The sequence below is a fragment of the Pseudomyxococcus flavus genome, assembly GCF_050038885.1.
Taxonomy (GTDB): domain Bacteria; phylum Myxococcota; class Myxococcia; order Myxococcales; family Myxococcaceae; genus Myxococcus; species Myxococcus flavus.
In genome coordinates this window covers 6,964,789-6,987,497 of record NZ_CP143624.1, presented here as the reverse complement: position 1 = coordinate 6,987,497, position 22,709 = coordinate 6,964,789, and the positions used below count along the sequence as shown (strand labels likewise).

17 protein-coding genes are annotated in these 22,709 nt (G+C 67.8%); 11 read left to right on the top strand and 6 right to left on the bottom strand.

Translation table 11 applies throughout. The features are described from left to right. Window positions 1-23: 23 nt before the first annotated feature. Window positions 24-1,001, bottom strand: coding sequence for a JmjC domain-containing protein (locus VZL07_RS29275; protein WP_426751160.1), 978 nt, complete (start codon window positions 999-1,001; stop codon window positions 24-26). A 91-nt stretch (window positions 1,002-1,092) separates the two neighbouring features. Next, window positions 1,093-2,637, bottom strand: a complete 1,545-nt coding sequence (locus VZL07_RS29270) for an aldehyde dehydrogenase family protein (RefSeq protein WP_426751159.1) — start codon at window positions 2,635-2,637, stop codon at window positions 1,093-1,095. Between the two features lie 284 nt (window positions 2,638-2,921). Here VZL07_RS29270 and VZL07_RS29265 point away from each other — a divergent pair, with 284 nt between their 5' ends. Then, complete coding sequence (locus VZL07_RS29265) at window positions 2,922-4,277, top strand: serine/threonine-protein kinase (RefSeq protein WP_426757400.1); 1,356 nt, start codon at window positions 2,922-2,924, stop codon at window positions 4,275-4,277. A gap of 299 nt (window positions 4,278-4,576) precedes the next feature. Next, window positions 4,577-5,188 carry a GNAT family N-acetyltransferase gene (locus tag VZL07_RS29260; protein ID WP_426751158.1) on the top strand — a complete coding sequence of 204 codons (612 nt, stop codon included), beginning with the start codon at window positions 4,577-4,579 and terminating at the stop codon, window positions 5,186-5,188. A gap of 12 nt (window positions 5,189-5,200) precedes the next feature. Here VZL07_RS29260 and VZL07_RS29255 read toward each other — a convergent pair whose 3' ends face one another. Then, entirely contained in the window at window positions 5,201-5,695 is a 495-nt protein-coding gene (locus VZL07_RS29255) for a hypothetical protein (protein WP_426751157.1), read from the bottom strand. A 598-nt stretch (window positions 5,696-6,293) separates the two neighbouring features. Between VZL07_RS29255 and VZL07_RS29250 the strand changes: the two genes are divergently transcribed. The 7 genes from VZL07_RS29250 to VZL07_RS29220 all read left to right on the top strand — a co-directional run bounded on the left by VZL07_RS29250 (window position 6,294) and on the right by VZL07_RS29220 (window position 13,435). Beyond that, window positions 6,294-7,313 carry a hypothetical protein gene (locus VZL07_RS29250; protein WP_426751156.1) on the top strand — a complete coding sequence of 340 codons (1,020 nt, stop codon included), beginning with the start codon at window positions 6,294-6,296 and terminating at the stop codon, window positions 7,311-7,313. Between the two features lie 531 nt (window positions 7,314-7,844). Continuing rightward, the gene (locus VZL07_RS29245; protein ID WP_426751155.1) at window positions 7,845-8,279 is read left to right on the top strand and encodes a hypothetical protein; all 435 of its coding nucleotides are present in this window, start codon (window positions 7,845-7,847) and stop codon (window positions 8,277-8,279) included. A gap of 383 nt (window positions 8,280-8,662) precedes the next feature. Continuing rightward, window positions 8,663-9,253 carry a hypothetical protein gene (locus VZL07_RS29240; RefSeq protein ID WP_426751154.1) on the top strand — a complete coding sequence of 197 codons (591 nt, stop codon included), beginning with the start codon at window positions 8,663-8,665 and terminating at the stop codon, window positions 9,251-9,253. A 45-nt stretch (window positions 9,254-9,298) separates the two neighbouring features. Beyond that, on the top strand, window positions 9,299-10,072 hold the full coding sequence (locus VZL07_RS29235) for a TadE/TadG family type IV pilus assembly protein (RefSeq protein ID WP_426751153.1): 774 nt from the start codon (window positions 9,299-9,301) through the stop codon (window positions 10,070-10,072). After that, entirely contained in the window at window positions 10,069-11,715 is a 1,647-nt protein-coding gene (locus VZL07_RS29230) for a Tad domain-containing protein (protein WP_426751152.1), read from the top strand. Before VZL07_RS29235 ends, VZL07_RS29230 begins: the two co-directional genes overlap by 4 nt. Next, complete coding sequence (locus VZL07_RS29225; RefSeq protein WP_426751151.1) at window positions 11,709-12,758, top strand: hypothetical protein; 1,050 nt, start codon at window positions 11,709-11,711, stop codon at window positions 12,756-12,758. Before VZL07_RS29230 ends, VZL07_RS29225 begins: the two co-directional genes overlap by 7 nt. Continuing rightward, on the top strand, window positions 12,749-13,435 hold the full coding sequence (locus tag VZL07_RS29220) for a hypothetical protein (RefSeq protein ID WP_426751150.1): 687 nt from the start codon (window positions 12,749-12,751) through the stop codon (window positions 13,433-13,435). The genes VZL07_RS29225 and VZL07_RS29220 overlap by 10 nt, the downstream gene beginning before the upstream one ends. A gap of 7 nt (window positions 13,436-13,442) precedes the next feature. Here VZL07_RS29220 and VZL07_RS29215 read toward each other — a convergent pair whose 3' ends face one another. Continuing rightward, window positions 13,443-14,834, bottom strand: a complete 1,392-nt coding sequence (locus tag VZL07_RS29215) for an LVIVD repeat-containing protein (protein ID WP_426751149.1) — start codon at window positions 14,832-14,834, stop codon at window positions 13,443-13,445. 19 nt (window positions 14,835-14,853) lie between these two features. Further along, complete coding sequence (locus tag VZL07_RS29210; protein WP_426751148.1) at window positions 14,854-15,348, bottom strand: MarR family winged helix-turn-helix transcriptional regulator; 495 nt, start codon at window positions 15,346-15,348, stop codon at window positions 14,854-14,856. Window positions 15,349-15,944: 596 nt separating this feature from the next. Here VZL07_RS29210 and VZL07_RS29205 point away from each other — a divergent pair. After that, window positions 15,945-20,330, top strand: coding sequence for a hypothetical protein (locus VZL07_RS29205; RefSeq protein WP_426751147.1), 4,386 nt, complete (start codon window positions 15,945-15,947; stop codon window positions 20,328-20,330). Window positions 20,331-20,340: 10 nt separating this feature from the next. Next, window positions 20,341-20,697: a hypothetical protein gene (locus VZL07_RS29200; RefSeq protein WP_426751146.1), complete on the top strand. Its 357-nt coding sequence runs from the start codon at window positions 20,341-20,343 to the stop codon at window positions 20,695-20,697. Window positions 20,698-20,994: 297 nt separating this feature from the next. Here the strand turns inward: VZL07_RS29200 and VZL07_RS29195 are convergent, their stop codons facing one another. Continuing rightward, window positions 20,995-22,500 carry a DUF1570 domain-containing protein gene (locus VZL07_RS29195; protein ID WP_426751145.1) on the bottom strand — a complete coding sequence of 502 codons (1,506 nt, stop codon included), beginning with the start codon at window positions 22,498-22,500 and terminating at the stop codon, window positions 20,995-20,997. Window positions 22,501-22,709: the final 209 nt, after the last annotated feature.

Here is a 22,709-nt window from a genome sequence, read left to right as displayed (position 1 = left end):
GGGGGACGGCCACCACCGGACTCCTACTCGCGGAACGCAGTGAAGCCGAGCCGGTCGACGCGCTGAGCCCAGGCCTTCGCCAGCGCGGCCTGGAACTCGCCTCCGGCGAGCAGCTCTCGCAGGGCGCTGGCGGCGGACTCGAGCTCGGCGGGAACCGCGCCCGGCTGCCACGCCTGGACCAGCGTGTTGCGGCCTCCGAGCTTGTCGGTGAGCACGTCCTTGACCAGCTCACTGACCATCTCCGCCAGGTTGGCCTTGTGCCAGAAGCCAAAGGCACAGGTCGCCACCACGCCCCCCGTGCTGGTCGCGACGTGGTACGCGGAGCCCGGCCAGTACATGACGTCTCCCGGCTCGGCCTCCAGCACCGTGGCGTCGCCCTCGAACAGGGCGATGGCGTCATTGCCAATCTGGAGCTGCTGCAGCCGCTCGGGGTGCTCGTCAAAATACGCCTCGGGCCAGACGAGCATCCGCTTGCGGCCGGCGATGACCAGCGTGAGCACGTCCGCGGAGTCGTCCTTGTGGATGCCGAATGGCGTCACGTCATAGTCGCCCGCGAAGATGGTGGACTCGACGTTCCTGGCCGGAATCCCCACACGCGAAATCAGCGGGGCGAGCAGCTCACGGAAAAGGCCTCCCAGCCGCGCGTTGTACAGCTCCACGTCGTTGAGAATGATTCCCACGCGCGCGCCGTCAAACGTCGCTTTGACCTCTTGCATGTACTCCGTCAGGCCATTGCCACGGGGCATGAACTTGATGAGCTCGGTGGCGCCAATCTGCCGCCCTTCCACGAAGAGCCGCACGTGCCCGCCCCGCTGCCGGACGGGCGCGGCCTTCGGCCCCTGCCCGAGCGCGTTCGCAGCAAAGCCGCCGAACGTCTCCAAGACATCCATGCCTGAAAGCAGGTCGCTGGGCAGCACCCCCTTGAAGACAACGGGCTGCTTCTTCCAGTAGTCCCGTGCGAAGACATCCCAAAACTCGGCTGACAAAGCTTGCTGCGCCACGGAAACCTCCATTTTCTCGAAAGCCTCGACTGACACACGAACTGTGTCAACCCCAGCCATCGCGAGCATGGAGGTTTCACGCGCGCGTGGCTCAGCGCGTATCGGGGAGCTGGGTGTAGTCGTGGAAGTTTCCGTACAGCCGTTCGCCGGGCTCGCCCTCCGTGACGGCCTGGACCAGGTACTTGCCGCCCACGAAGCACCCCTTCCACGAGCCGCCGATGCCGCCGAAGACCTCCTCCCGGTCTCCACGCGAGCGAGGCGAGTTATGACCCACCTTGAAGGCCCGGAGCTCGCTGGAGAGGCGCCGATACGTGTCTGGCTCGTCGCAGGCAATGGAGGCGACGAGGGAGCCGTTGGACACGTTCATCTCGGCGATGAGCTCCTCCTCGCTGTCCACGACGACCAGCGTGTCCACGGGGCCGAAGGGCTCACCATGATAGAGCTTGCATTTGCGCGGCACGTGCAGGAGCGCATGCGGCGCCAGGTACGCGGAGACATCCTGGTCCGGCAGGAAGCGCTCCGGGTCCAAGCGCCCAGCGAAGAGCGGCACGGCCCCCCGCCCCTCTGCCTCGCTCATCAAGCCGTGAAGCTCCTCGACCTTCTGGCTGTTGATGAGCGGTCCGAAGTCGAGCGCGGGCGGCTCGCCGTCGGGAGACTCCGCCAGGAGCGGATGGCCCACCTTGAGGGCGGAGACGATGGGGAGGTACGTCTCCAGGAAGCGAGGCATGAGGCTCCGCTCCACCACGAAGCGTGGGTACGCGGTGCAGCGCTGCTTGCCGTACTCGAAGCCCTTCTTCAGCTGCTTCGCCAGCCCCTCCCAGTCGCTGAAGTGCCAGATGCCGTAGGCATTCACGCCTTCCATCTCCAGCATGTAGCGCTTGTTGCGGTCATAGAGGCTGGCGGCGATGTCGCGGCCGTTCGCCTTGCCGCCCACGAAGGACAGGCAGGCAATCTCCGGGTTGCGCACCAGCGCGTCACTGAGCTGGCCGCCCGAACCGCTGATGAGCGACACGGGCAGGCCGCAGCGCCGCGCGAGCGCCATGCTGAGTGTCAGCGAGAAGAGCCCGCCATCCGTGGGCGTCTTGGCGATGGCGCTGTTGCCCGCGAGCACCTGCACGAGCACGGCGTGTACCAACACTGACAGGGGATAGTTCCACGAGGCGATGTTGGAGATGAGCCCCAGGGGACGGCGACCATCGACCATGGACTCGATTTGAGAGACGTACCACTCCACGCCGGTGATACACCGGTCCACGCTGACGCGAGACTGCTGCACCGGCTTGCCAATCTCCCAGGCCAGGATGAGGGCCAGCAGCTCGCGTTGTTCACGCAGCAAACTCAGACATTGCGTGACGCGCTCCTTGCGCGTGTCGAGGTCCTGCTCGGCCCAGGACCGCGCCTCCGCGGCTGCCGCGCTGGCGGCGACGCGCGCGGTGTTGGCGTCAATCATGGGCAGGCGTCCCAGGACGGTGCCATCCACGGGCGACAGGTAAGGCTTTCCCTTGCCGGGATGACCCCACTCGCCAGCAATCAGGTTCAGCACTCGACCGGACGGGTCGAAGGCCTCGGGGACGAGCGCTTTGATGCGACGCTCCAGATTCGACCACTCCGCGTAAGCAGGCACCACATTCGCCATGGGCACGCCCTCCCGGACGGAGACCAGGCCGCCACTCCAATCGGCACTGGCTCATTGCGTCAAGGTGGGCGCCTGGACGGTGCGCGGCAACCGCCGCCTGCGGGCCACGGATTGCGTCGCCTTTCACGCGATGCGATTTCAGTTTTCTTCCCAGGCTGCTGCCTTGACCTGACGGATTCCGGTGCAAACTGACTACTCAGGAAGTAGCCTCGTGCGCCATGGGGCTTCCTTACCTGAATCCGGCCCGACTGCCGCCCGGGACACGGGTGGGCCCGTGGCGCCTCATGGACCTGCGGGGCCGAGGTGCCTACGGCGCCGTGTATCGCGCCCGGGACGCCACGGGGGCACACACCGTGGCCCTCAAGCTGGCGCTGCATCCAAGGGACGAGCGCTTCGCACGAGAGGCGGAGTTGCTGTCGCGCATCCACCACCCCGCCGTGCCGCGCTTGCGGGCAAGCGGCTTCTGGCAGCCCGGCAAGGGGCCGCCCCACCCGTATCTGGCGATGGACTGGGTGGAAGGGTCCCCGTTGTACGACTGGGCAAGCGAGCACTGCCCCACCTCACGGCAGGTGCTGCGCCTGCTCGCGAGGCTGGCCAGGGCGCTCGAGGCCACGCACGCGGCGGGTGGCCTCCATCGGGACGTCAAGGGTCACAACGTGCTGGTGCGGGAGGCGGATGGGCTCGCCTTCCTCATGGACTTCGGCGCCAGTCACTACGTGGGTGCCGCGACGCAGACGAGCTCGCCATTTCCTCCAGGGACGCCGGCGTATCGCTCGCCCGAGGCCTGGCGATTCGTCGCCAGCGCCGACGGAGCGGCGCCCTTGCCCTACGCCCCGGGACAGGCGGATGACCTCTTCGCCCTGGGCGTCACTGCGTACCGGCTGCTCACGGGGCGATATCCGCCGTCCACGCACCCGGACGTGGAGGAATCGCGCTTCTGGCACACGGAGGGAGCTCGGGCGCCGTCCGCGTGCGAAGCCAACGCGCGCTGCGCTCCGGAGCTGAGCCACCTCGTCTCGCGGATGCTCTCGCCCTGCCTTCGCATGCGAGGCAGCGCTCGCGAGCTGGCCGAGGCGCTGGAGCACGCCGCGCTCCGGGCAGGTCCGGCGGCGGACGTCCCCCTGTTCCCGCTGGGCCGCACACGTTCCGATGCGTCGCAGTGGCAACGTGCCGCTCCATACCGCCCCCGGAGGACGCGGTGGCCGTGGGTCGCCATCCTCGGGCTCGGGGGTCCCCTGGTGCTGAGCATCGGGTGGAGGCCACGCGCAGGTGCCGCCGTGGAGATGGCACCAACGCCGAATGCCCTATCCGCGGAGGCCGCGGATGGAGGCACGGTGGCCGTGGGTGACAGCGTGTTCGCGGCCCCGGTTGCTACCGCTCAAACCCCATCGGTTTGGTCCACCATCTCGCTCGATCTGCCACCCAAGCCCTTTCCCGGCCAGACGCGCCCCGACTCGTCCGGCCGCTGCCCACGGAAGGTTCACGTTCCCATCCATGGTGGGTGCTGGGTGAAGCTGGCGGTGGACCCCAAAGACTGTGCCGAAGACGGCTATGTGTACAAAGGCGACTGCTACCTCCCCGCCTTCCCATCAGCTCGCCCCGCCACATCAAGTCCCGCCCACTGCCCCGCGCCTCATTGATTCAAGATGCACGCAGCACCCGCGCAGCCCCGGCCACGGGAGGTCGCCGCCCACTGAGCACATTGATACGGGTAGCGGCCTTGGCACCTCGGCCCCTGTACGCGCCCGAGTACCACGTCCACATCGCAGCGTCCTGGAGAACGCTGCTCGGTGCGCGGACCGGCGGCCAACTGTTCCTGTCGCATCCACAAACAACTGTGATGCTCCGCCCTCTCGCCAGAGGCGCGGAACCCACGCCAGCCTGCCCACACCACGCGTCGCTTCGGCAACGCGCGCCGCTGCGGCATATCCTCACGCCCATGGAGCCCACCTACACAGTCACCGCGGTGAAGCACCGGGCCGAGCTGGAGCAGATCCTGGCGCTGCAGCAGAGAAACCTGAAGCAGGCGCTGTCGGCGGACGAGATGCGCTCACAGGGATTCGTCACCGTCCAGCACGACCTGCCGGCACTCGAGCAGATGCACGCCATGGCGCCCAGCATCGTCGCCCATCATGGGGAGGCACTGGTGGCCTACGCCCTGACGATGCCCCGTGAGGCCCGAACGCTGACCCCCGTGCTGGAACCCATGTTCGCGCTCTTCGACACGCTCGAATTCCGCGGCAAGCCCCTGAACCAGCACCGGTTCTATGTCATGGGACAGATCTGCATCGACAAGGCGCACCGGGGTCAGGGGCTGTTCGACCGCCTCTACCATCAGCACCGGGACCACTTCCGGGACCGGTTCGACCTCATCGTCACGGAGGTGTCCTCGCGAAACCTCCGCTCCCTGCGAGCGCACGAGCGGGTCGGCTTCGAGACCATCCACACGTACCAGGACGCAACGGACGACTGGGCGGTGGTCGCCTGGGACTGGGCGACACCAACGCCACGAAGTGCACCAGCCGCGACGGGTACGCCCAGCGAGCGCTGACGCATTCCCCGCCTAGGGGAGCTGGCGCTGGAACCGCGCGCTGAGCCCGATGAGCGCAGCGCGGTCCTCCGCGCTCAGGATGGACGCGAAGGCCCTGGCCTCGGCGGAAGGCTGCCGCTGGAAGAACTCCGTCTCGCGACGCGCGAACTCCGCGATGTTCGCTTCGGTCGCGGGCTGGCTCAGCAGTTCCCGCTGCTGCTCGTAGAACTCGCCGACCTGGCCCGCGCCGAACTCGCGGGCGTAGGTCTCCGCCGCGGGCCCCAGCCGAGTCAGCGGGCTCGTTGCCCCGGTGGCGCGCAGCACGGGTCCCACGACAGGCATGGCGTGGACCAGGGCCCCCGGGAGCGCGCCCGCGGCATGTCCCGTCGCGCCCATGACACCCATGACCCCTGTCAGCAGAGGCCGGATGGCCGCACCCACCGAGCCCGGCGGGCACTGCCGCGTCACCTCGAGGGCCCGCTGCCGCTGCCCGCCCCCCGTGGCCGCCACCTGCGGGGAGAGGTTCACCCGGGGTGCCGCACGGGAAGGCTCAAACCCGTCCCCGGCAGGGACGGACTGCCGCCGCTCGGCAGTCGCACGGACCGCGGGCGGCGAAACCTGGGCCTCCCGCGCCTGGGACGAAGAGGGCACCACCGCGCTGCGCGGCGCAACTCCAGGTCGGCTTGGACCGATAATCCCCACGCACGGAGCATACCACAGTTATTCCCCGCAATCCGGTCTTCACCCCACTTCAAGCGTCCATCCCCCAACGCTTCATCCCGCCCCATGCCGGTCACGGCCGCCTCCAGGCAAAGCCGCGTGCCGTCGCAGATAAATCCGACGCGGCACGTTCAAAACAGACACTCCAGAAGCCAATCACTCATCACCTGCCCGCGCACCGGCAGCCGATGAATCGCGCGGCATCGGACAAGGACGCGAGGGGTTGTCCCAGAGGGACATGGCACCCTATCGCGACGCAAAGAGGGCTTTGGACACACCTGGAGTGGAGACAACGAAGAACAAATTTGTGACATAGCTCAACACCGAATCAGGATTGCCAGAAACAGGCGGATTTGGTGTATTAAGCCGTCTCACTTCGTTGTCCCCCCTATCAGGAGTTCCCCCGATGCGTCGTTATGTTGGTTCCGCCTTCCTCGCCGCCGGTCTGCTCTCCGGCTGCGGCCCCACCGAGACCGAGACGTCCACGCAGCAGCCCCTGGAGCAGCAGCAGGCGCCGCTGACCGAGACGGACGTGGACGTGGCGCCCGAGTGCCAGGGCATCCTCCAGTTCGTCAACCAGGCCACGTTCAACACGCTGGACGCCTATCTGCCCAGCAACGTGGCCCACAACCTGGTCAACCGGCGCGCGGTCGCGCCGTTCGTGTCCATCGAGGACATCTCCTCCGTGTCGTTGGTCGGTCCGGCGCGCCTGGAGCAGATTGAGCAGGGCGCTCGCGGCCAGGGCTACATCGACGCGGACTGCTACGGCATCGCGGATGGGCTCGCCCTCTCGCAGGATGACGCGGCCGCCGTCGTCAACCTGGTGAACACCGTCAGCTCCACCGAGCTGCACGACATCCTCCCCTACGCCTGGAACGGCGCGCTGAACCTGCGCAACGCGCGCCCGTTCACCAACGTGGACGCCATCGCGAACACGGCGGGCATCGCCGAGGTGAGCCTCCGCAACCTCCGCAACGCCGCCACGCTGAGCCGTCCGTTCGAGGCGCTCATCGACGCGGTGAACAACCTGCCGAAGCCGCACGGCGGTGCTGTCATGGCGCGCCACTTCGACTGGTGGACGAACCTGCACGGCGACCGCTTCTACAACTTCCAGATCCACGAGTGCTTCGGCATCGAGCCGGAGCGGGTCTTCGGCGTGGAGCCCCGCGCGCACCTGGCGGATGCCGCCGAGGTCCGCGCCGAGGTCCTGGCCACCATCGCCTCGGCCGAGTACTCCGGCGCGCAGGTGGACCCGGCCGTGAAGGCAGCCGGTCTGGCGAACCTGGACGCGCTGATCGAGGGCCGTTCGTTCTTCGGCTGCTACTACGGCTACTCGCGTGACCCCTGGAGCGGCCACAGCGCGGCGTTCTTCGTCGACACCGTGTCCGGCTTCAGCGTCTACACGGACAGCTACTGGGCGGAGTGATGCCCCGGGCCTCCGGACGGGGCTGAGCCGCTCGTCCGGGGGCATGGCCCTCAGGAAACAAGCCTCAGGCCCCTCCACGGGCCTGGGGCGCCGCTTCAGGGCGATGCCCTTTTCGCACAGCGAGTAGGACGCCGCGAGAACGGGCAACTTCAGCCGTACCATGCCCCACTTCCGGTAAGGTCCGTGGAGTCGAACCGCGAGCCGGCGCGGCGCATGGACGGAGAATGAGGATGCTGCGCGAAATTCGTGAGGCCCTCCAGCCAATCCCGGGCCCGCTGAGCGCGGCGATAGCAGGACTGCGAGACCGGAAGACCCAGCCGTCCCCCTGGGACGCATGGATGGTCGTCGCGCTCATGCGCCATCTCCCCCGCCAGCGCTGGGTACGAATCGTCGTGGAGGCGCTAGGGGCTCGCCCGGAGGAACTGGCGCGCGACGGCTCTGCGGCACACCCACGCGGCAAGCGAGTGGGCCCCCTCCCGGGGCGCGGTCCCCGAAGAGCGCCTCCTGGCGCTTCACGCTGACCGATACAGCATGCAGCTCTTGCCACCGGCGCTCCACCGAGCCGGTCTCATCCAGTACTTCTTCAGCAAGGGCTCCACTGTCTTCCGGCTTTCCCCCGAAGCGGTGACCCTCGCTGGCACCGTCGCCGCGGAGTCCTTCGAGGAGCGTGAACGCACGGTCTGGTGGGCGGCCTCCTTGGGAGACTGGCCCCTGGTCGAACAACTCGCGCCCGAGCTCGATGTTCACGCACTCGCCCAGGCAACACGCGCCGCGCGGGCGTCCCGGCTCCTGGAGCTTGTCGATGACCCTCGAAAAGGCGATGCGGCGCTCCATGCACTCACCGAGGTCATGCCCCGCTCCGACTTGGAGCCAGTGCTCGGGCGCGTCGTCGAAGGCCCCGTGGATCAACGCTCGTCCATAACGTGCGTGCAGACGCAGGCCCGCGAGTTGGCGAAGCGAAAGTGAAATTCTGGCTGGGCCCCCTCCATCAGAGCGCCCGGATACCACCGACCCAATCGTCAGCTTCCAGGCCCCTGATGGCCCGCACGCCGCGCCTGGGGACCCTGCCCCTGGCAGAAAAGACGGCAGGCCCCGGGAGACCGTCCGTCCGAAACCCGACACTGCGGACCACGTCCTTTCCTGCACCAAGCAAAGGCAGACCCTCAAGGACAATGCACGCCCTACCGGCCTCAGGGCATTGTCTATCATTGACATCCCCGCGCCTCAAGATCTGACACACATCGCCTCACGCCCCAGGAGGAAGTGCGCTCATGCCTTCCCACAAGCGTCCATCCCCGGCGGTCATGCTGCTGCTATTCGTCGCGGCCCTGGGTGGAGGCTGTGAGCGCATGGACCCGGACGAGGGAATCCTGTTCGCTTGTGATTCGAACGAGCGCTGCAGCCAGCCAGGGCATACGTGTGGCCTCGACGGCCTCTGCCGCCCCGACTCAAAGCGCGGCGACGACGCTCCAGTTGAGTTCGGCCACGTCAAGCCTCCCGTCATCTCCTCTTCGGCGGCGGGTAGCGGCGGCAGCTCGAACCAGAAGGCCACGTCATCGTCCCGGGAGAGGCGCACGGACCACGACTGCGCGCAGCGGTGCGCGAAAAGGCAGGCGGAGTGCACCGCGCAATGCGAGAGCAGAGCGCAGTGTCGCCAGCACTGCGGCCGTGCCTCGGACATCTGCTATGCGCGGTGCCAGCGCGTCAACGACACGCGCGCGATGGCCAGGCAGCGTCGCGACGACAAGCACTGCATGAGCGGCGGAGGCACCATGCGACGCTGCAGCGCGGCCGAAGACAAGGAGCTGCGCGCGGCGATGGTGCAGGCGTCGAAGATGTTCTGCCGCGACCGCAGCGGCGAGCCCGTCCTCTGTCCCGGGCAGGTCGAGCAGCTCAAGAAGGCCGGTCGCTTCATATGCGAAGGCCCTGGGCGGGAATAGGCCAACGGGCTTCGGAAGCAACCCTCAGCTTCAGGAAGAACAGACATGCGGCGCGAATCCGGACAGGCGGCGGTGGAGACGGCATTGACGCTTCCACTCGTCCTGTTCGTGATTCTGGGCTGCCTGCAGCTCTTCCTTCTCTCCCAGGCCCGCCTCTTCGCGCAGTACGGGGTGTTCCAGGCGACACGGGTCGGCTCCCTGAATCACGGCGCCTGCACACCGATGACCCACGCCGCGATTCTCTCGGTACTTCCCGCGGTGCATTCGTTCCTCGGTGACCGGACGCTTCCGGGGGCCTCTGCCGGCGAACAGCTCGGCCAGGCCTTTGGCCGTTTCCGCGACAACCACTACCAGGGCTACAAGGGAGCGGGCTGGACCAGCGCTGGCGCCGCCACCGAAGCCCTCGTGTGGCTCGTGCGAGAGCAGCCAGCGCCCACGGTCGCGGACGTGGTCGCGTTCGACCAGCCCCTGCCCCGCGCCGGACGAACGGAGCCGCTTCGGCTCGAGGTCCGGATGATCTTCTGGGCGCCGCTGCGCATCCCCTTCGCGGACTGGGTGTTCTCACGCATCGCCGCGGCACGGCTGGGGATCGAAAGCTACACGAGCCAGGACCCGCTCATGCTCACCCGGACCGCGAACTGGGAAGCCAACCCTCGCCCGAGCCTCGACGCCCGGACGGCGGACGAGCTGCGGCGCCGGCTCGCACGCGGGCACTACATGTTCCCCATCGAGGTCTCCTCCACCATGCGAATGATGACACCTCCACGCCTGTCCGAATTCGCCGAGGCCGAGTGCTCGGCGCCGGGGTTCACGCCATGAACACCCGGCTCCGACCGGCCCTGCGCGGGCAGACGCTCGTGCTGTTCGCCCTGACAATGCTGCTGCTCGCGGTGATGGTGAGCATGACGCTGTCCATGGGCTCCAAGGTGAAGGAGCGCATGGAGCTGCAGACGCTGGCGGACGCGGCCGCCTACAGCTCGGCGGTGACGACGGCACGCGCGCTCAACGCGGTGGCGGTGATGAACCGGGTCCAGGTGGCGCACGCCGTCTCGACGCTCGGGACGCTGAGCCTCATCTCGTGGTCCACGCTGTACTGGAAGCACGCGGACAACGCGGCGGAGCTGTTCCGCCTGATGGCCGTGCCGTATGGCGTCAACACGGTCTTTCAGTGCTTTCCGCCGCCCAAGCCCATGTGCCGCCTGTGCTCGCGTGCGCTCGCGCAGACCCTCGCGCTCGCCACGCTGTCGACCGTGCATGCGAACCAGGTCCGCGGCAAGCTGCGACGCGACACCGAGCTCTTCACCTCGGAGACGCTGCCGCGCTGGAACGCGGCGCAGCGCATCCACGCAGCGCAGGTCGAGCTGCTGGCGCGAGCCCGCGCCCGCGTGGGAGACGGCCCCGAGGGACTCGCGCGGCAGTACCTGTCCCGGGCGAACCTCGTCGCGCCCGACGAGGTCCGTGTCCAACCCGCCGGGGCGGACGTCACCCAGCGGGAGTTGACCGACGCGGTGCTCGACCATGCGACGCCGCGCCGAGGCAGTGAGCCACACGAGGTCGGGCACATCGTGATGGGGACCCGCGGGCACCCGTTCCTGCGCGACCGGAGCGAAGGTGGCGAATGGGACCGGCTGTTCTCGTCGGACAGCGTCGCCCATCGCTCGCGGGTCCTGTTCGCCGCCGGCCACATCTTCTTCAGCGGCTCTCGGAATGGCAAAGGCTATTACGACAGCGCCTACGCGCCGCTTCCCTCTGGCCGGCCCCATGAGCCACGCGCCCATGATGGACAGGGTGGGCGAACCCGCGTCGCCTTCCTTCCCCTCGCGGACGTGGGCCGGGTACCGGGAGCCATGGAGCGACTTCGCAACTGGACGATGTGCGCGTCGCCCATTCCCGCCTTCCCCATCGCGGGAGCCATCGGCCTGGCGGGGCGCGGGGTCGGCGGTGGCGCCGTGAGTGTTTCCTCACATGAGCACTCAGGCGTCGGCCATCGGACCCAGCACGCGGTCCAGACGTTTCCACCTTTCGTCGACTTCAACGGCGCCCAGGTCCTGGATGCGGAGAACCTCCAGGGGCAGCCGAAGCTGGTGACGGCGCTGTCGCGCGACCCGGCGCCGGAACGAGATGTCTGGGACCTCTCGTTCAACTTCCGCACCGCTCCCGGGGACGGCAGGACCCTCGACCTGGGGGGTGGACAGACCTTCGGCGGCGCCCCACGCCAGGTGGCGGTGGGCTCCGGCATCGTCTACTACCACCGGTTCCAGCACTCGACGGAGCCGCCCAACCTGTTCGCTCCGTACTGGCGGGCCGGATTGACGCGGTTCTCCATCGACCGGCCTGGCGACGCATCCCCCGAGCGCAACACGTTCGACGCACGAGCGGGTGCATTCCTCTCGGACACTGGCGCCACCGAAGCCCAAGGCGCGCTCGAGAGCCTGGTCAGGAACGGGTACACCGGATGGTGACGAGAAAGAGCCTCCAAGAGCGCGTGAAGGGTGCGCGTGGACAGGCCATGGTGGAGGCCGTGCTCGGCCTCCTGGTGCTCGTCACCGTCCTGATGTTCGGCCTGCACTTCGCCGAGCTCACGCATCTGTCGCTGAAGGCCCACGAAGCGGTGGCGGCGGCAACGTGGGATGCCACCGCCTACCGCGTCGAGCGCCCGGGCGTGGACGGCGTCGACGCCTGGGCCTGGTACGACTCGGGCCGGGTTGCCGCGCCGCGAGTGACGGAGACCACCAACGAGCGGTACAGGGATTGGGATGGTCGCCAGAGCAAGCAGGGCAACCGGGGGCTCACCCAGCTCTACACCCGGGCCGGCGAGCTCACCACGGCGTGCATCCGCAACCAGGACCCGCGCAATGGCTTCCGCGTGGCGGCGACAGCGAACACGCCCGCCTACGGAGAGCCGGGAGCGCTCTCGTGCATCACGCAAGGTGCCGTGCAGACCATCAACATTCCGGCCCGACTCCTCCAGGATGCGGACGAAGGCTTCTTCTCGACGGAGCACCTCACGCGGGATGCCTTCAGGCTGTGCGGTCTGGGCCGGCCCGTGGCGGGCACCACCTGCCGCGGTTCGCTGAACATCCTCTTGGGGGACCACGGGCTCACCTCTGGTGAGGGCGAGGAGCTCGAGTGCGCCCTCCTCCAGGACGACGTCCCCGGACAGCGCTGCCAGAATCAGGCCTTCTACAGCCTCGCGCACGAGGGATGGGACCGGTCGATGGGCTGGACGGGCCTGCCCGAGCGATGGACGCAGGACGTCGTCGGGAGCGTGCCCCGGGGGCGCGTGACGGGCTTCTACCTGAGCTTCCGGGGTGAGGAGTCCGGCACCTTCGGAGAGTCCCACGAGCGCGTCTGGCAGACGCAGCCCATGGACCACAACGTCGTGCGCACCCCATCACTGGGCATGAGGCGCGGAACGTACCGCGAGTCCTACGACGCCGCGAACAGGCTCCGTTCGCGAACGGCGACCCGGTTCGTCTACCTCGGGAGGTACACATGCGACTGAGCCGAGCCCTCCTTGTCGCGACCACGTGGGTGATGACGCTCTCGGTGGGGCCGACCGCCTCGGCGAACGCCTTCGTGAAGGACGTCCCGGGGGCGATTTCAAAGCCAACGCTCGCGGAGAAGACCGTCGTCGACGGCGTCGTCATCGAGACCTCGACGCTCGTCTCGAACAAGGACGTCGCGACGCTGAAGGCCCACTTCCGCGAGCTCTTCATCCGGAGGGGGCTGTACCTCTCGGAGGCGACGGCGGAGATGAAGCTGCAGCTCGGCGAGCAGGTGACCGGGCTGGATACGGACAACCTCATCTCGTACACCGTCATCCTGCAGCCGTCAGGGAAGAACGCGACGACGCTCATCGTCAGCTCCGCGGAGCTGGGCAAGCGGCAGCAGAAGTCGGTGCCCGCGTTCGCTCCCGTCTACCCGGGCAGTGGCCCCGTCACCAGCACCCAGCTCGAGTGGATGAAGTCCATGAGCTACCCGACGACGGCGACTCCGGCCGAGGTCCGCGCGTTCTACCGAGAGAAGCTCGCCGCGCAGGGCTACGCGCCGGGCCCCGACGACACCTTCATCAAGGGCACGGAGCGCATCGCGCTGACGGTGGCACCGGGAGTCACGGAGCGCACCGTCTTCCTCATCCAGGAGATGGGCATCGCGGCGTCCGTGCGCGGCGGCCCGTAGCCGCTCTTCACGGAGTCGCTGGACTGCGCGCGGCGGGCGCCTCGGGCCGCTCCCCCGTGTAGCGGAGAATCCAGATGCCCTGGTTCTTGTGCGAGATGTAGACGTACCCCCGGCGGTCCACCAGGACGTCCTCCGTCTGCAGGGCGAGCTTTCCGATGGGCAGCGGGCCAAAGCGTTGGCGCGGCTCGGGAGGCATGAAGTGGCCCACCTCGAGGGGCCGGCGCGAATTGGAGACATCATACGCGCGCAAACCCGCATTGAAGTGCGCCAGGTACAAGAGCCCTTGCTGGGGTTCGACATCCGGATTGTGTTGCAACTGATTGAAGTTATGCGGCCCGCGCCAACCACCCTTCTCGAAGTAATCGCGATAGGGCGCACCCGGCGGAGGGGCAGGCTCCGGAAGGAGGGACAGGAGGTACGGGCGGCGAGGCTCGGAGATATCCACAATCGACGCGTGATGGAGCGCTCCCTTGGCGTACTCGACGCTCTCGGAGCAGACGTAGGCCAATCCCTTGTCCGGCAGGGGAACGACACTGTGCACGCCAAACTTGGAGTGGAACGGCGGGCTGAAGTCGAGCCGGCCCACCTGCCGGGGCCTGGAAACGTCCTGAATGTCCAACACGATGAGCCCCGCCGAGCCGTAAGGCAGATACGCGCGCTCCCCGACGACGTACGGCGGACCGTGCAGGTGCACATCCGAGTCCGAGCCACAGGCCTCGTGCCCATGCGTGGTATGGTCAGGCGGCTCGATGGCCTCGCCATCCGCCTTCGAGCCAAAGCGCTCGCCGCCAGCCTCGTGCTGTCCCGGAACCCACCACCGCCCTGCTTCGACCGGCGCGGCGGGGTTGGAGATGTCGACGATGACGTAGATGTTGCCGCGATAGCCGGGCATCGCCGCGGAGAGGTGCATGTAACGGCCACCGCCGTAGAAGTTGCGGTGCGTCCCTCCCCCACCCGTCCGGAACTCCCCCAGGAGCTGCGGCTTCGCCGGGTCGGCGATGCTCCAGAGCGCCACGCCTTCCGCGTAGTCCGCCTGAGGGTCCCCCAGTCCCGCCAGGAAGGGCTTCTCACGTGAGGTCACCATGAGGCCCTCCGCGAGGTCCACCTGGAACGTATAGGTATTGGGTGCATCCGCGACGAAACCGAGGACCTCCGGCCTGGCAGGGTCCGTCACGTCGATGACGCTGAACCCTGGCCGCCAGAAATGTGTTGCATAGAGGTACCAGCGCCCGTCCTTTTCGTGCACGGCCAGCTTGAAGGCCGGATGGCCGCCCATCTCCGTGTAGCCAACGGGTTCGAAGTTGCGTGCGTGCCACCCATCCGGAAGCGCCACCACCTCTCGCGCTCGGTGGGCCGCGCACCCCGCCGCCGTCACAGCGACCAGGACCGACAGCGCCATGGTGCCAAGAAGCCTTCGCTTAACTTCTACGTCCGGCATTCCTCTCCTCCTTCACGGGTGTCTTTTCGGCCGGCGGACTCCGCTGATGCATGAACGCTTCGATGATCTGGTAGTACCCAGGCAGCACCCGCTCCAGGAGACGGCTGCCTTTCGACGTGAGGCGAACCACCCTGACGCGCCCGTCCTGTTGATGGCCCGTGGAGGAGACGAGCCCGTCTTGCTCGAGCGCATGGAGCGTGCGCGTCATGAGCGGACGGGAGATATCGAGCCTGGAAGCCACTTCGCTCGCCATGAGCCCATCAAGCTCAGGCTCCCGGTCGAGCACGACCAGCACCAGGAAGCGCACTTGCGACAGCTGATGCTCCGCGAAATAGGCTTCGAGCGCTCGCAGCAGCACGCTCGCATCACGGAGCAGGTGCAGCGCGCCTTCCACCGCCTCGACATTCATCGAGGGGAAGCGCTGGTGATATCCCTCGAGCATCTGCCGGGTCGGCAGTTCCTTCAGGAAGAACATGTCCCGTCCTTGGCGCGCCGCCTCGACAGCACTTCGTCTGGGCCATGCCACTCGATTTCCGGGAAATGGTTAGCATGGCAACTTGTTCGGAACAAGGTCGCAGGACACCCTTGCCTCACTGTATCTGCCTATGCGGAGGTTCCATACTTCCCACACACCCTGTCGCCGCCTGGCACTGCTGTAAGTCCATGACGGAGATTGCCTGACTCAAGGGCAGGCATGTCGGACACCGGCACCTGTTTCTTGCTAATCATCACCCGACAACGTTCGGAAAGCCTCGCATCCGAGAAGGGAACATTCCCTCGTTCCTTCCGATAATGAAGAGCCATTTCTGATGGATAAGGGGGAGCGCGATGGGTCTGTCACCTACGGGTGGAGCAGGGACTTCGAACGCAGCCGCTGCGGCCGAAGCCCAGCGTCGAGCCGCGGAAGAGGCCCGGCGTAGGGCGGAAGAGGCCCGGAAGGCAGCGGAGGCTGCCCGCAGGGCGGCGGAGGCCGCGCGCAAAGCCGCGGACGAAGCCCGCAAGGCGGCAGAGGCGGCTCGCAGGCAGCAGGCCGAGGCGAAGAAGGCCGCTGATGCCGCGAAGAAGGCCGCGGTGAAGCCTGGGCAAAAGCCCGAGGAGGCCAGGAAGACGCAGGCGGACGCGGCCGCCGCGGAGAAGGCGAAGAAGGCCGCCGACGAAAAGGCCGCAGCGGCGGAGAAGAAGCTGCAGGCCACCGAGGAGCAAGTGACGCTGGCGGCGAAGAGGGCCGAGGAGGCGATGCGCAAGGCGAACACCGCCGCCGCCCAGGAAAAGAAGCCTCAGCCATACACACAGAAGGACATCGACAGCGTCAAGCCGAAGAAGAACGAGCTGGTGTCCGCGTTCGACGGTACGAGCCGCAAGGCGGAGCTGGAGAAGCTGCTGGGCACGACGGCGCCGCCGCCGGAGGGCTCCGTCAAGCCGGTGGAGGGAGAGAAGCCGCCGGAGGCGCTGAACGCGCTGGACGCGAAGGATGTGCGGGACGCCACGAAGCTGAAGGACGGGCAGAAGTTCACGGACCCCTCCTCGGGTGCGACGTATGACGTGAAGAAGAACGCCACCACGGGCGAGACGACGCTGTCGGACGCGAAGAGTGGCAACACCGTCACCGTCAAGAAGGACGGCAGCTATACGTCGACGGTGACGACGAAGGAGACGCCGAAGGAAGGTGGTGCTCGCGAGACGACGTGGACGAAGACGGCGGACGCGCAGGGGAAGACGACGGGGCTCGAGTCGCGCAAGAGCCACACGCAGCAGCACCCGGAGACAGGCGCCACCACCACGACGTCGACGACGAAGTACGACACGTCGAAGTCCCCCCCGAAGCTCCAGTCGCGCCTCGAGGAGGTGCGCATGGAGAAGCCGCCCGCCGCGCTGGCCAACCGCACCGGGACGCCCAAGGGCCCGGCGACGATGACGACGCAGACGGACTACAGCGAATGGGGCATTCCGACGAAGCAGGTGAAGAAGACGGAGATCCGGACTCCGGGCTTCAACGCCGACGCCGTGAATGGCTTCGAGTCCGCGCAGAGCAAGGCGCTCAACGACGCGTCCAAGGGTGAGGACCACCACAAGACGGACAACTCGCCCACGTCCCTCAGGCCCGGTGAGTCCAGCCTCACGGTGACGGAGGAGACGCGCTACAACGCGAAGGGCGAGCCCGCGGTCTCCACGCAGAAGACGGAGTCGGTGGCCACCCAAGCGCTGAAGTCGGACACGAACGGCAACGGCGTGCAGGTGGTGCGAAACCAGCAGGAGGTGACGCGCGGCCCGAAGGGCGCCGTCACGACGGACTCGCTGCCCGCCGTCTCCCAGAAGACGCCGGGCAACGTCACCAGCCGCACCACGGTGACGGGCTATGACCCGGACGGCAGCCGCTTCGACGAGGGCCACGCCAACCGCACCCAGACGGTGTCGCAGTCCTCGGGCACGGTGGACGCGAACGGCCAGCTCCAGATGAAGCACCAGCCCACCGAGGTGAAGAGCCTCCAGGAGGCGAGCGACAACCGCTGGAAGTACGACCACGTCGGCTTCGAGGTGGATGCCAACGGTCAGGTGAAGAAGGACCAGGAGCCGAAGGAGCTGGACAAGGAGCGCCAGCTCCCCTGGCACCAGGATGTAAAGGACTTCGTCACCGAGGGCCTGGGAGACCTGGCCGGCATGGCCGGGGACTTCGCCAAGGACGCGCTGGGCTTCGCCAAGGACATCGTCCTCAAGCCCATCGACATGGCGATTGACCAGATCACCGCGCCGGTCGAGGACGCGGTGGCGGATGAAATCAAGAAGCTCAACAGCCCCGGCGACACGCTGACGTTGAGTGGCAACCTCGACGTCAAGGTCGGGCTGAAGGCCGGCATCGATGGCGAGGTGGAGGTCGAGAAGACGGCGGACGGCAAGTACCAGCTGTCGGCGGAGGTGACAGGGGACGTCGGCGTGGGCCTGGTGGGCTCGGCGTCGGTGTCGGCCGGTGGCCGCGTGGAGATGACCTTCGACACGCCCGAGGAGGCGGCGAAGGCGGCCGTCATCCTGGGCAAGGGCCCCGCGGCACTCGCGTCGGGTGGTGAAGACCACAAGTTCATGCTCGACCACCTGTCCGCGATGGAGGTCAACGTCGGCGCCGAGGCCGAGGCGGGCCTGGGCGCGAAGTTCGGCGCGGCCAACGCGGAGCTGTCGGCCAGCATCGGCGCGACGACGAGCTACCGCGTGGAGTTCGAAAAGGGCAAGCCGACGCACCTGGTGCGCTCGATTGAAATCGAGGGCTCGGGCGCGGCGAGCATCGCGGGCGGCCTGAAGGGCAAGGCAGGCATCAACGTCGGCGGCGAGGTCACCGGCTCGGTGAGCATGGAGTCCAGCATTCCGCTCGATGCGAGCAAGGTGGACGCCAAGGACATGCTCGCGTTCATCGCGAGCCCCGCGAGCGCGGCGTTCGCGGGCCCCGCGGAGACGAGCATCTCCATCGAGGGCTCGGTGGACGCGGGCCCCGAGGGGAAGTTCTTCACCGCCGAGGTCAGCGGCCTGAGTGGCGAGGAGGTGCAGACCATCACCAGGAACCTCGTCAACGGCAACTTCGACAACGCGTTCGAGGGTGTGAATGTGGACGCGCAGATGACCACCGGCTCGTTCAAGGACCGCGAGCTGGGGGTGGGCGCGAAGCTGGGCGTGGTGGACTTCGAGGTGAATGGGCGACACCGCGACGTCACCGCCGAGGGTGGCAGCGGCAGCGGCGGCACCACGGTCAGTCTGGGCGGTGGTCGTCGGCGCAATGGCACCAACGGGAGCGATGGCTCGAACGGCTCCAACGGGAGCAACGGCACCAATGGCTCGGACGGGGCCAACGGCTCGAACAAGCCCGGCACGCCGGGCACGACGACGACGGGGACCGCCCCCAAGCCGGGCACCACGACGGCGGGGGCCGACAATCGGCCTGGCAGGACGACGGGCAACAACCCGAGGCCCGGCACGACGGGAACGGACTCGCGCCCTGGCACCACGGCCGGGCCGGAGCAGGCCGCGCGTCCTCCACCGAACCGGGTGGAGAACCGGCCCACCCAGTACCGGGTGAACCCCGCGACGGGGCAGCTGATTCCGCTGCCCCAGACGAATGGCCCGTCGCGGCCGGATGGCACGCGTCCCACGCAGCCCGAGGTGGGCACCGACAACACCGGACGTCCCCCCGTCCCCGTGGTGCGCAACCCCGAGCTCCAGGGCCGCACGACGCATGTGCGCTACGACGACGGCAAGGTGCGCATCGAGGCGGGGCCGGACGCGACGAAGGAGGACATCCAGGCGCACATGGAGACGGCGCGGATGCTCCAGCGCTACGAGGGCGCCGTGGGCAAGGTGCGCCAGCTCATCGACAAGGTGAAGCAAGCCATCACCGGCATGCCGGGCTACGGCACCCAGGGCTTCGAGTCCCGGCTGGAGGTGCAGAAGCTCTCCAGCATCCTGCGGAGCATGGAGGCCATGCAGACGCAGCTCCACCAGGCCATCAACTCGGCCTCGGGCCAGTCCGCTCCCGCCAGCGCCGCGCGGCTCGCGGACCTGGAGCAGCGCATCTCCAGCGTGGAGAGCCAGCTGCGCACGCACGCCGCGCAGGTCGACTCGCTGACCGCCGGACGTGGCTACGTGGCCATGGAGGACACGACGGGCGTCACTCCGAGCGGGGAGCGCGACACCTCGGTCGCGAACCGGGTGCGTCAACAGGTCGAGGAGCGCATCGCGAATCCGACCTTCACGAACAAGGGCAACACCTTCACGATGCGCTACAGCGATGACGAGCTGAACGCCATCGTGCAGCGGGGCCAGGAGCTGGGGCTGGATGAGCGGCTCATCACAGACATAATCTACACCGGCTCTCGTGACGCCAAGCCTATCAGCGCCACGGACCTGAAGCAGCAGATGGAGAACTGGGCCAACGAGGTCAGTCCGCGCGGCTTCCCATACAAGTTCAACGACCGGGCGGAGTTCGAACGCTTCAGCCAGGAGCTGGTACAGGGACTGGAGCAGGCCGGGCTCCCCACGGATGACGTGCGGGTCCAGGGCTCATCGCTGCGCAACCCCGAGGCCAACGACGTCGACCTCTCGGTGTTCATGGATGACGCTGCGTTCAACACGATGCTGGTGGACTACTTCAATGGCAGGGCCCGGCTCGTCAATGAGGCCAACCCGCGCAAGCCCGGGCAGCCGCTGGACCTGAAGAGCATGTCGCGTGAGGAGCTGATGGCGCTCGCTCAGGACATCGACGACAACAAGCAGAAGTACAACGCCGTAGCCAGCACGTTCGCGAACGCCATGCTCTCGGGCACCATCAACTCGAAGTCAGACCTCTCCAAGGACCTGAAGAACCTCAGGAAGTCGCTCTCGGCGGCCTATGAGCACCTGAACCTCGAGGCGATCTCGCTCATGAGGCGCGATGGCGATTTCGACATGGTCCCGGACATGCCCATCAGCGGAAACTGAGACCCACGTCATGGACAAGTTCTCATTCAACGGAAGATTCACGACGGACGACGCCCAGGCGATCTCCCGCCTCCTCCAGGATGGATTCAAGATCCCGGAGCCGCGGACCCGGGTGGGACGCATCGGCGTGGAGATGGTGTCCGAGAGCGACGGGTTCTACCTGTTCTGCCACGAGGCGGCGACCCGGCCGGGGAATCCTCCCCAGTATCTGCTCGAAGGGTCCATGGAGGGTGCGCTTGGTCCGACCCGCGAGCGGCTCCAGCGCCTCGTGACGCTGGCCCATGAGCGGAAGATCCCGATCGACCTCGAGTTCGTCCAGGTGAACGAGGACGGCGACGAGCTGGGCGAACCGGTCATCTTTGCCTGAGCGCGCGTTTGCGCGAGACGGGGGCTCACCCGTCTCGCGCCAGGTCGCCGCCAGCGCCTTCCGCTCGCGGCGCTGGCGATACGCATCGCCTTCCGGGGGATTGGAGTCGCCCCGGTTTCACGGGGGCGGCGCCAGCCGGAGGTTCGCGTTGCACTCCACGCGCCCACAGGCCTGCACAATGGGCTGTACCTCAAGGGCCTTGGTAGGCGCAGGCCCCCGATGGCCGTGCGAGCATGCGCGGGCTGTTGTCGGAGACACGTCGGGCCCGCCGAGTGCCCCTCCACGGAACGGCCCGCCTTACGGCGTCCCGGGTGACACCTGCGCAGGCACGTCCGGACGCGAGGCGCAGTGCGCTGAGATTTGCGAGGAGAGCCACGCACGGTACGCGGAGCGCTGGTGGTCCGAAACGGACTCGTGCAGCAGATCCACCGCGCGCTCCCCGGCCACCAGCGCATCGTCGCATCGGCCCCGGGCTGCGGTCGCCACCGCCAGTGTGGCCTGCACCGCTTCGCTCCAGGGGGCCAGCTGCGCGGCCTTCACCGCCTGGGCAAGCGCGTTGCCATGCCGGCCATTGGCGGAGTACTCCCGCGCCAGCGCGACCCGCAGCGAAGGCTCCTCGGGAGCCAGCCTCACCGCATTGCGACGCGCGTCCCCTCGCTCTGCCGCCGCGGAGGCGTCGCCTTCCAGCGCGTCGCCCAGCAACCCCCAGGCCTCGGCGCTGTTCGGATGTGCCGCCACCAGCTCGCGTGCCCGCGCGAGCTTCGTCGCAATATCTGACTCCATCGAAGCACCGAGCACCGCCGCGCCGACATGTCCCGGCTCGCGCCTCAGTGTCTCGACAATGTCGAGCCGGGCCGCCTCGCGGCGCTGTTCAGGCGTCAGCGCTCCCCCACCCGGGAACAGGTGGAGCCACGCGCGCGTCAGGTGCACGTCCGCGTCCCCCATGACGCGCACCGCGACGTCGGTGGACACGGCGGGCAGCTTCCGGGTGACGATGGTGTACTCGGCGTCACCTCGGACAACGTTCGCGAGCGCTCGCTCGAGCTCCGGAACGGAGACCCCCGAGAAGGCAACCTCCCAGGCGTCTTTCGACGGCTCCCCACGGGCCAGGCGCCGCTGGAAGTCCGCGAAGCGCTCAGCCTGCCAGTTGAGCAGGTAGTGAACCCATGCCCAGGCGGATGCATAGTGATGGGCCCGCTCATGCTCGGGAGGCGCGGCCACGTCCCAGGCCCAGAGCTTTTCCAGCGGCAACACGCCCCGCAGTCGCACGCTGTTGAGCGCGTCTGGGTGGTCCAGTCCCATCTGTACCGTGTCATCGAGCCGGTCCTCGGAGACCTCCAGGTACATCGCCAGGCCTTCCGCGAACCAACGTGGCTGGTTCAGCAGCACGAACCGGCTCAGGTAATGGACGAGCTCGTGGCGAATGACCTGGGGAACGCGCTGCCGGTCGCCATCGGCCATGACGGCGAAGGGGCGAATATAGGCGTAGCTCGTATTCACATAACCGGCGACACCGGGCTCAGCGAACTCCAGCAGCGCCCCCTGGCGGCGGAGGACGACGACATCCATGGTCCCCGGCGGGTTGAACTCCGAGCCTTCGCCCCACCACAGGCCCACCATCGCCCGGGTGCGCTCCAGTGCCACGGCGACATCCCGGGCATCGTCCTCGTCCAGGTCCGTCCACACGCGGAAGTGCTCGCTCCGCGCCTCATGCCACGTGTCTCCCCCGTGAGCCGAACACTCCGCGCGAGGCCGCAGCGTGGCGCATCCCTGGGTGGTCATCAGGACGAACAGCAAGGACACGCACAACGATCGAGGCGCCATGACACGCGAGGATGCCCCGAAGCCCTCCGTACGTGCAGCCCGAGAACGGCAGGCATTCGATCACCGGCCGAAACGAAAAAGGCCCCCGAGTCTTTCGACTCGGAGGCCTGATTCGGAGTGCCCAGGGCGGGATTCGAACCCGGCAAATCACGTCGCGTCTCATGCAACTACGTCGAACGTTGCCAGGA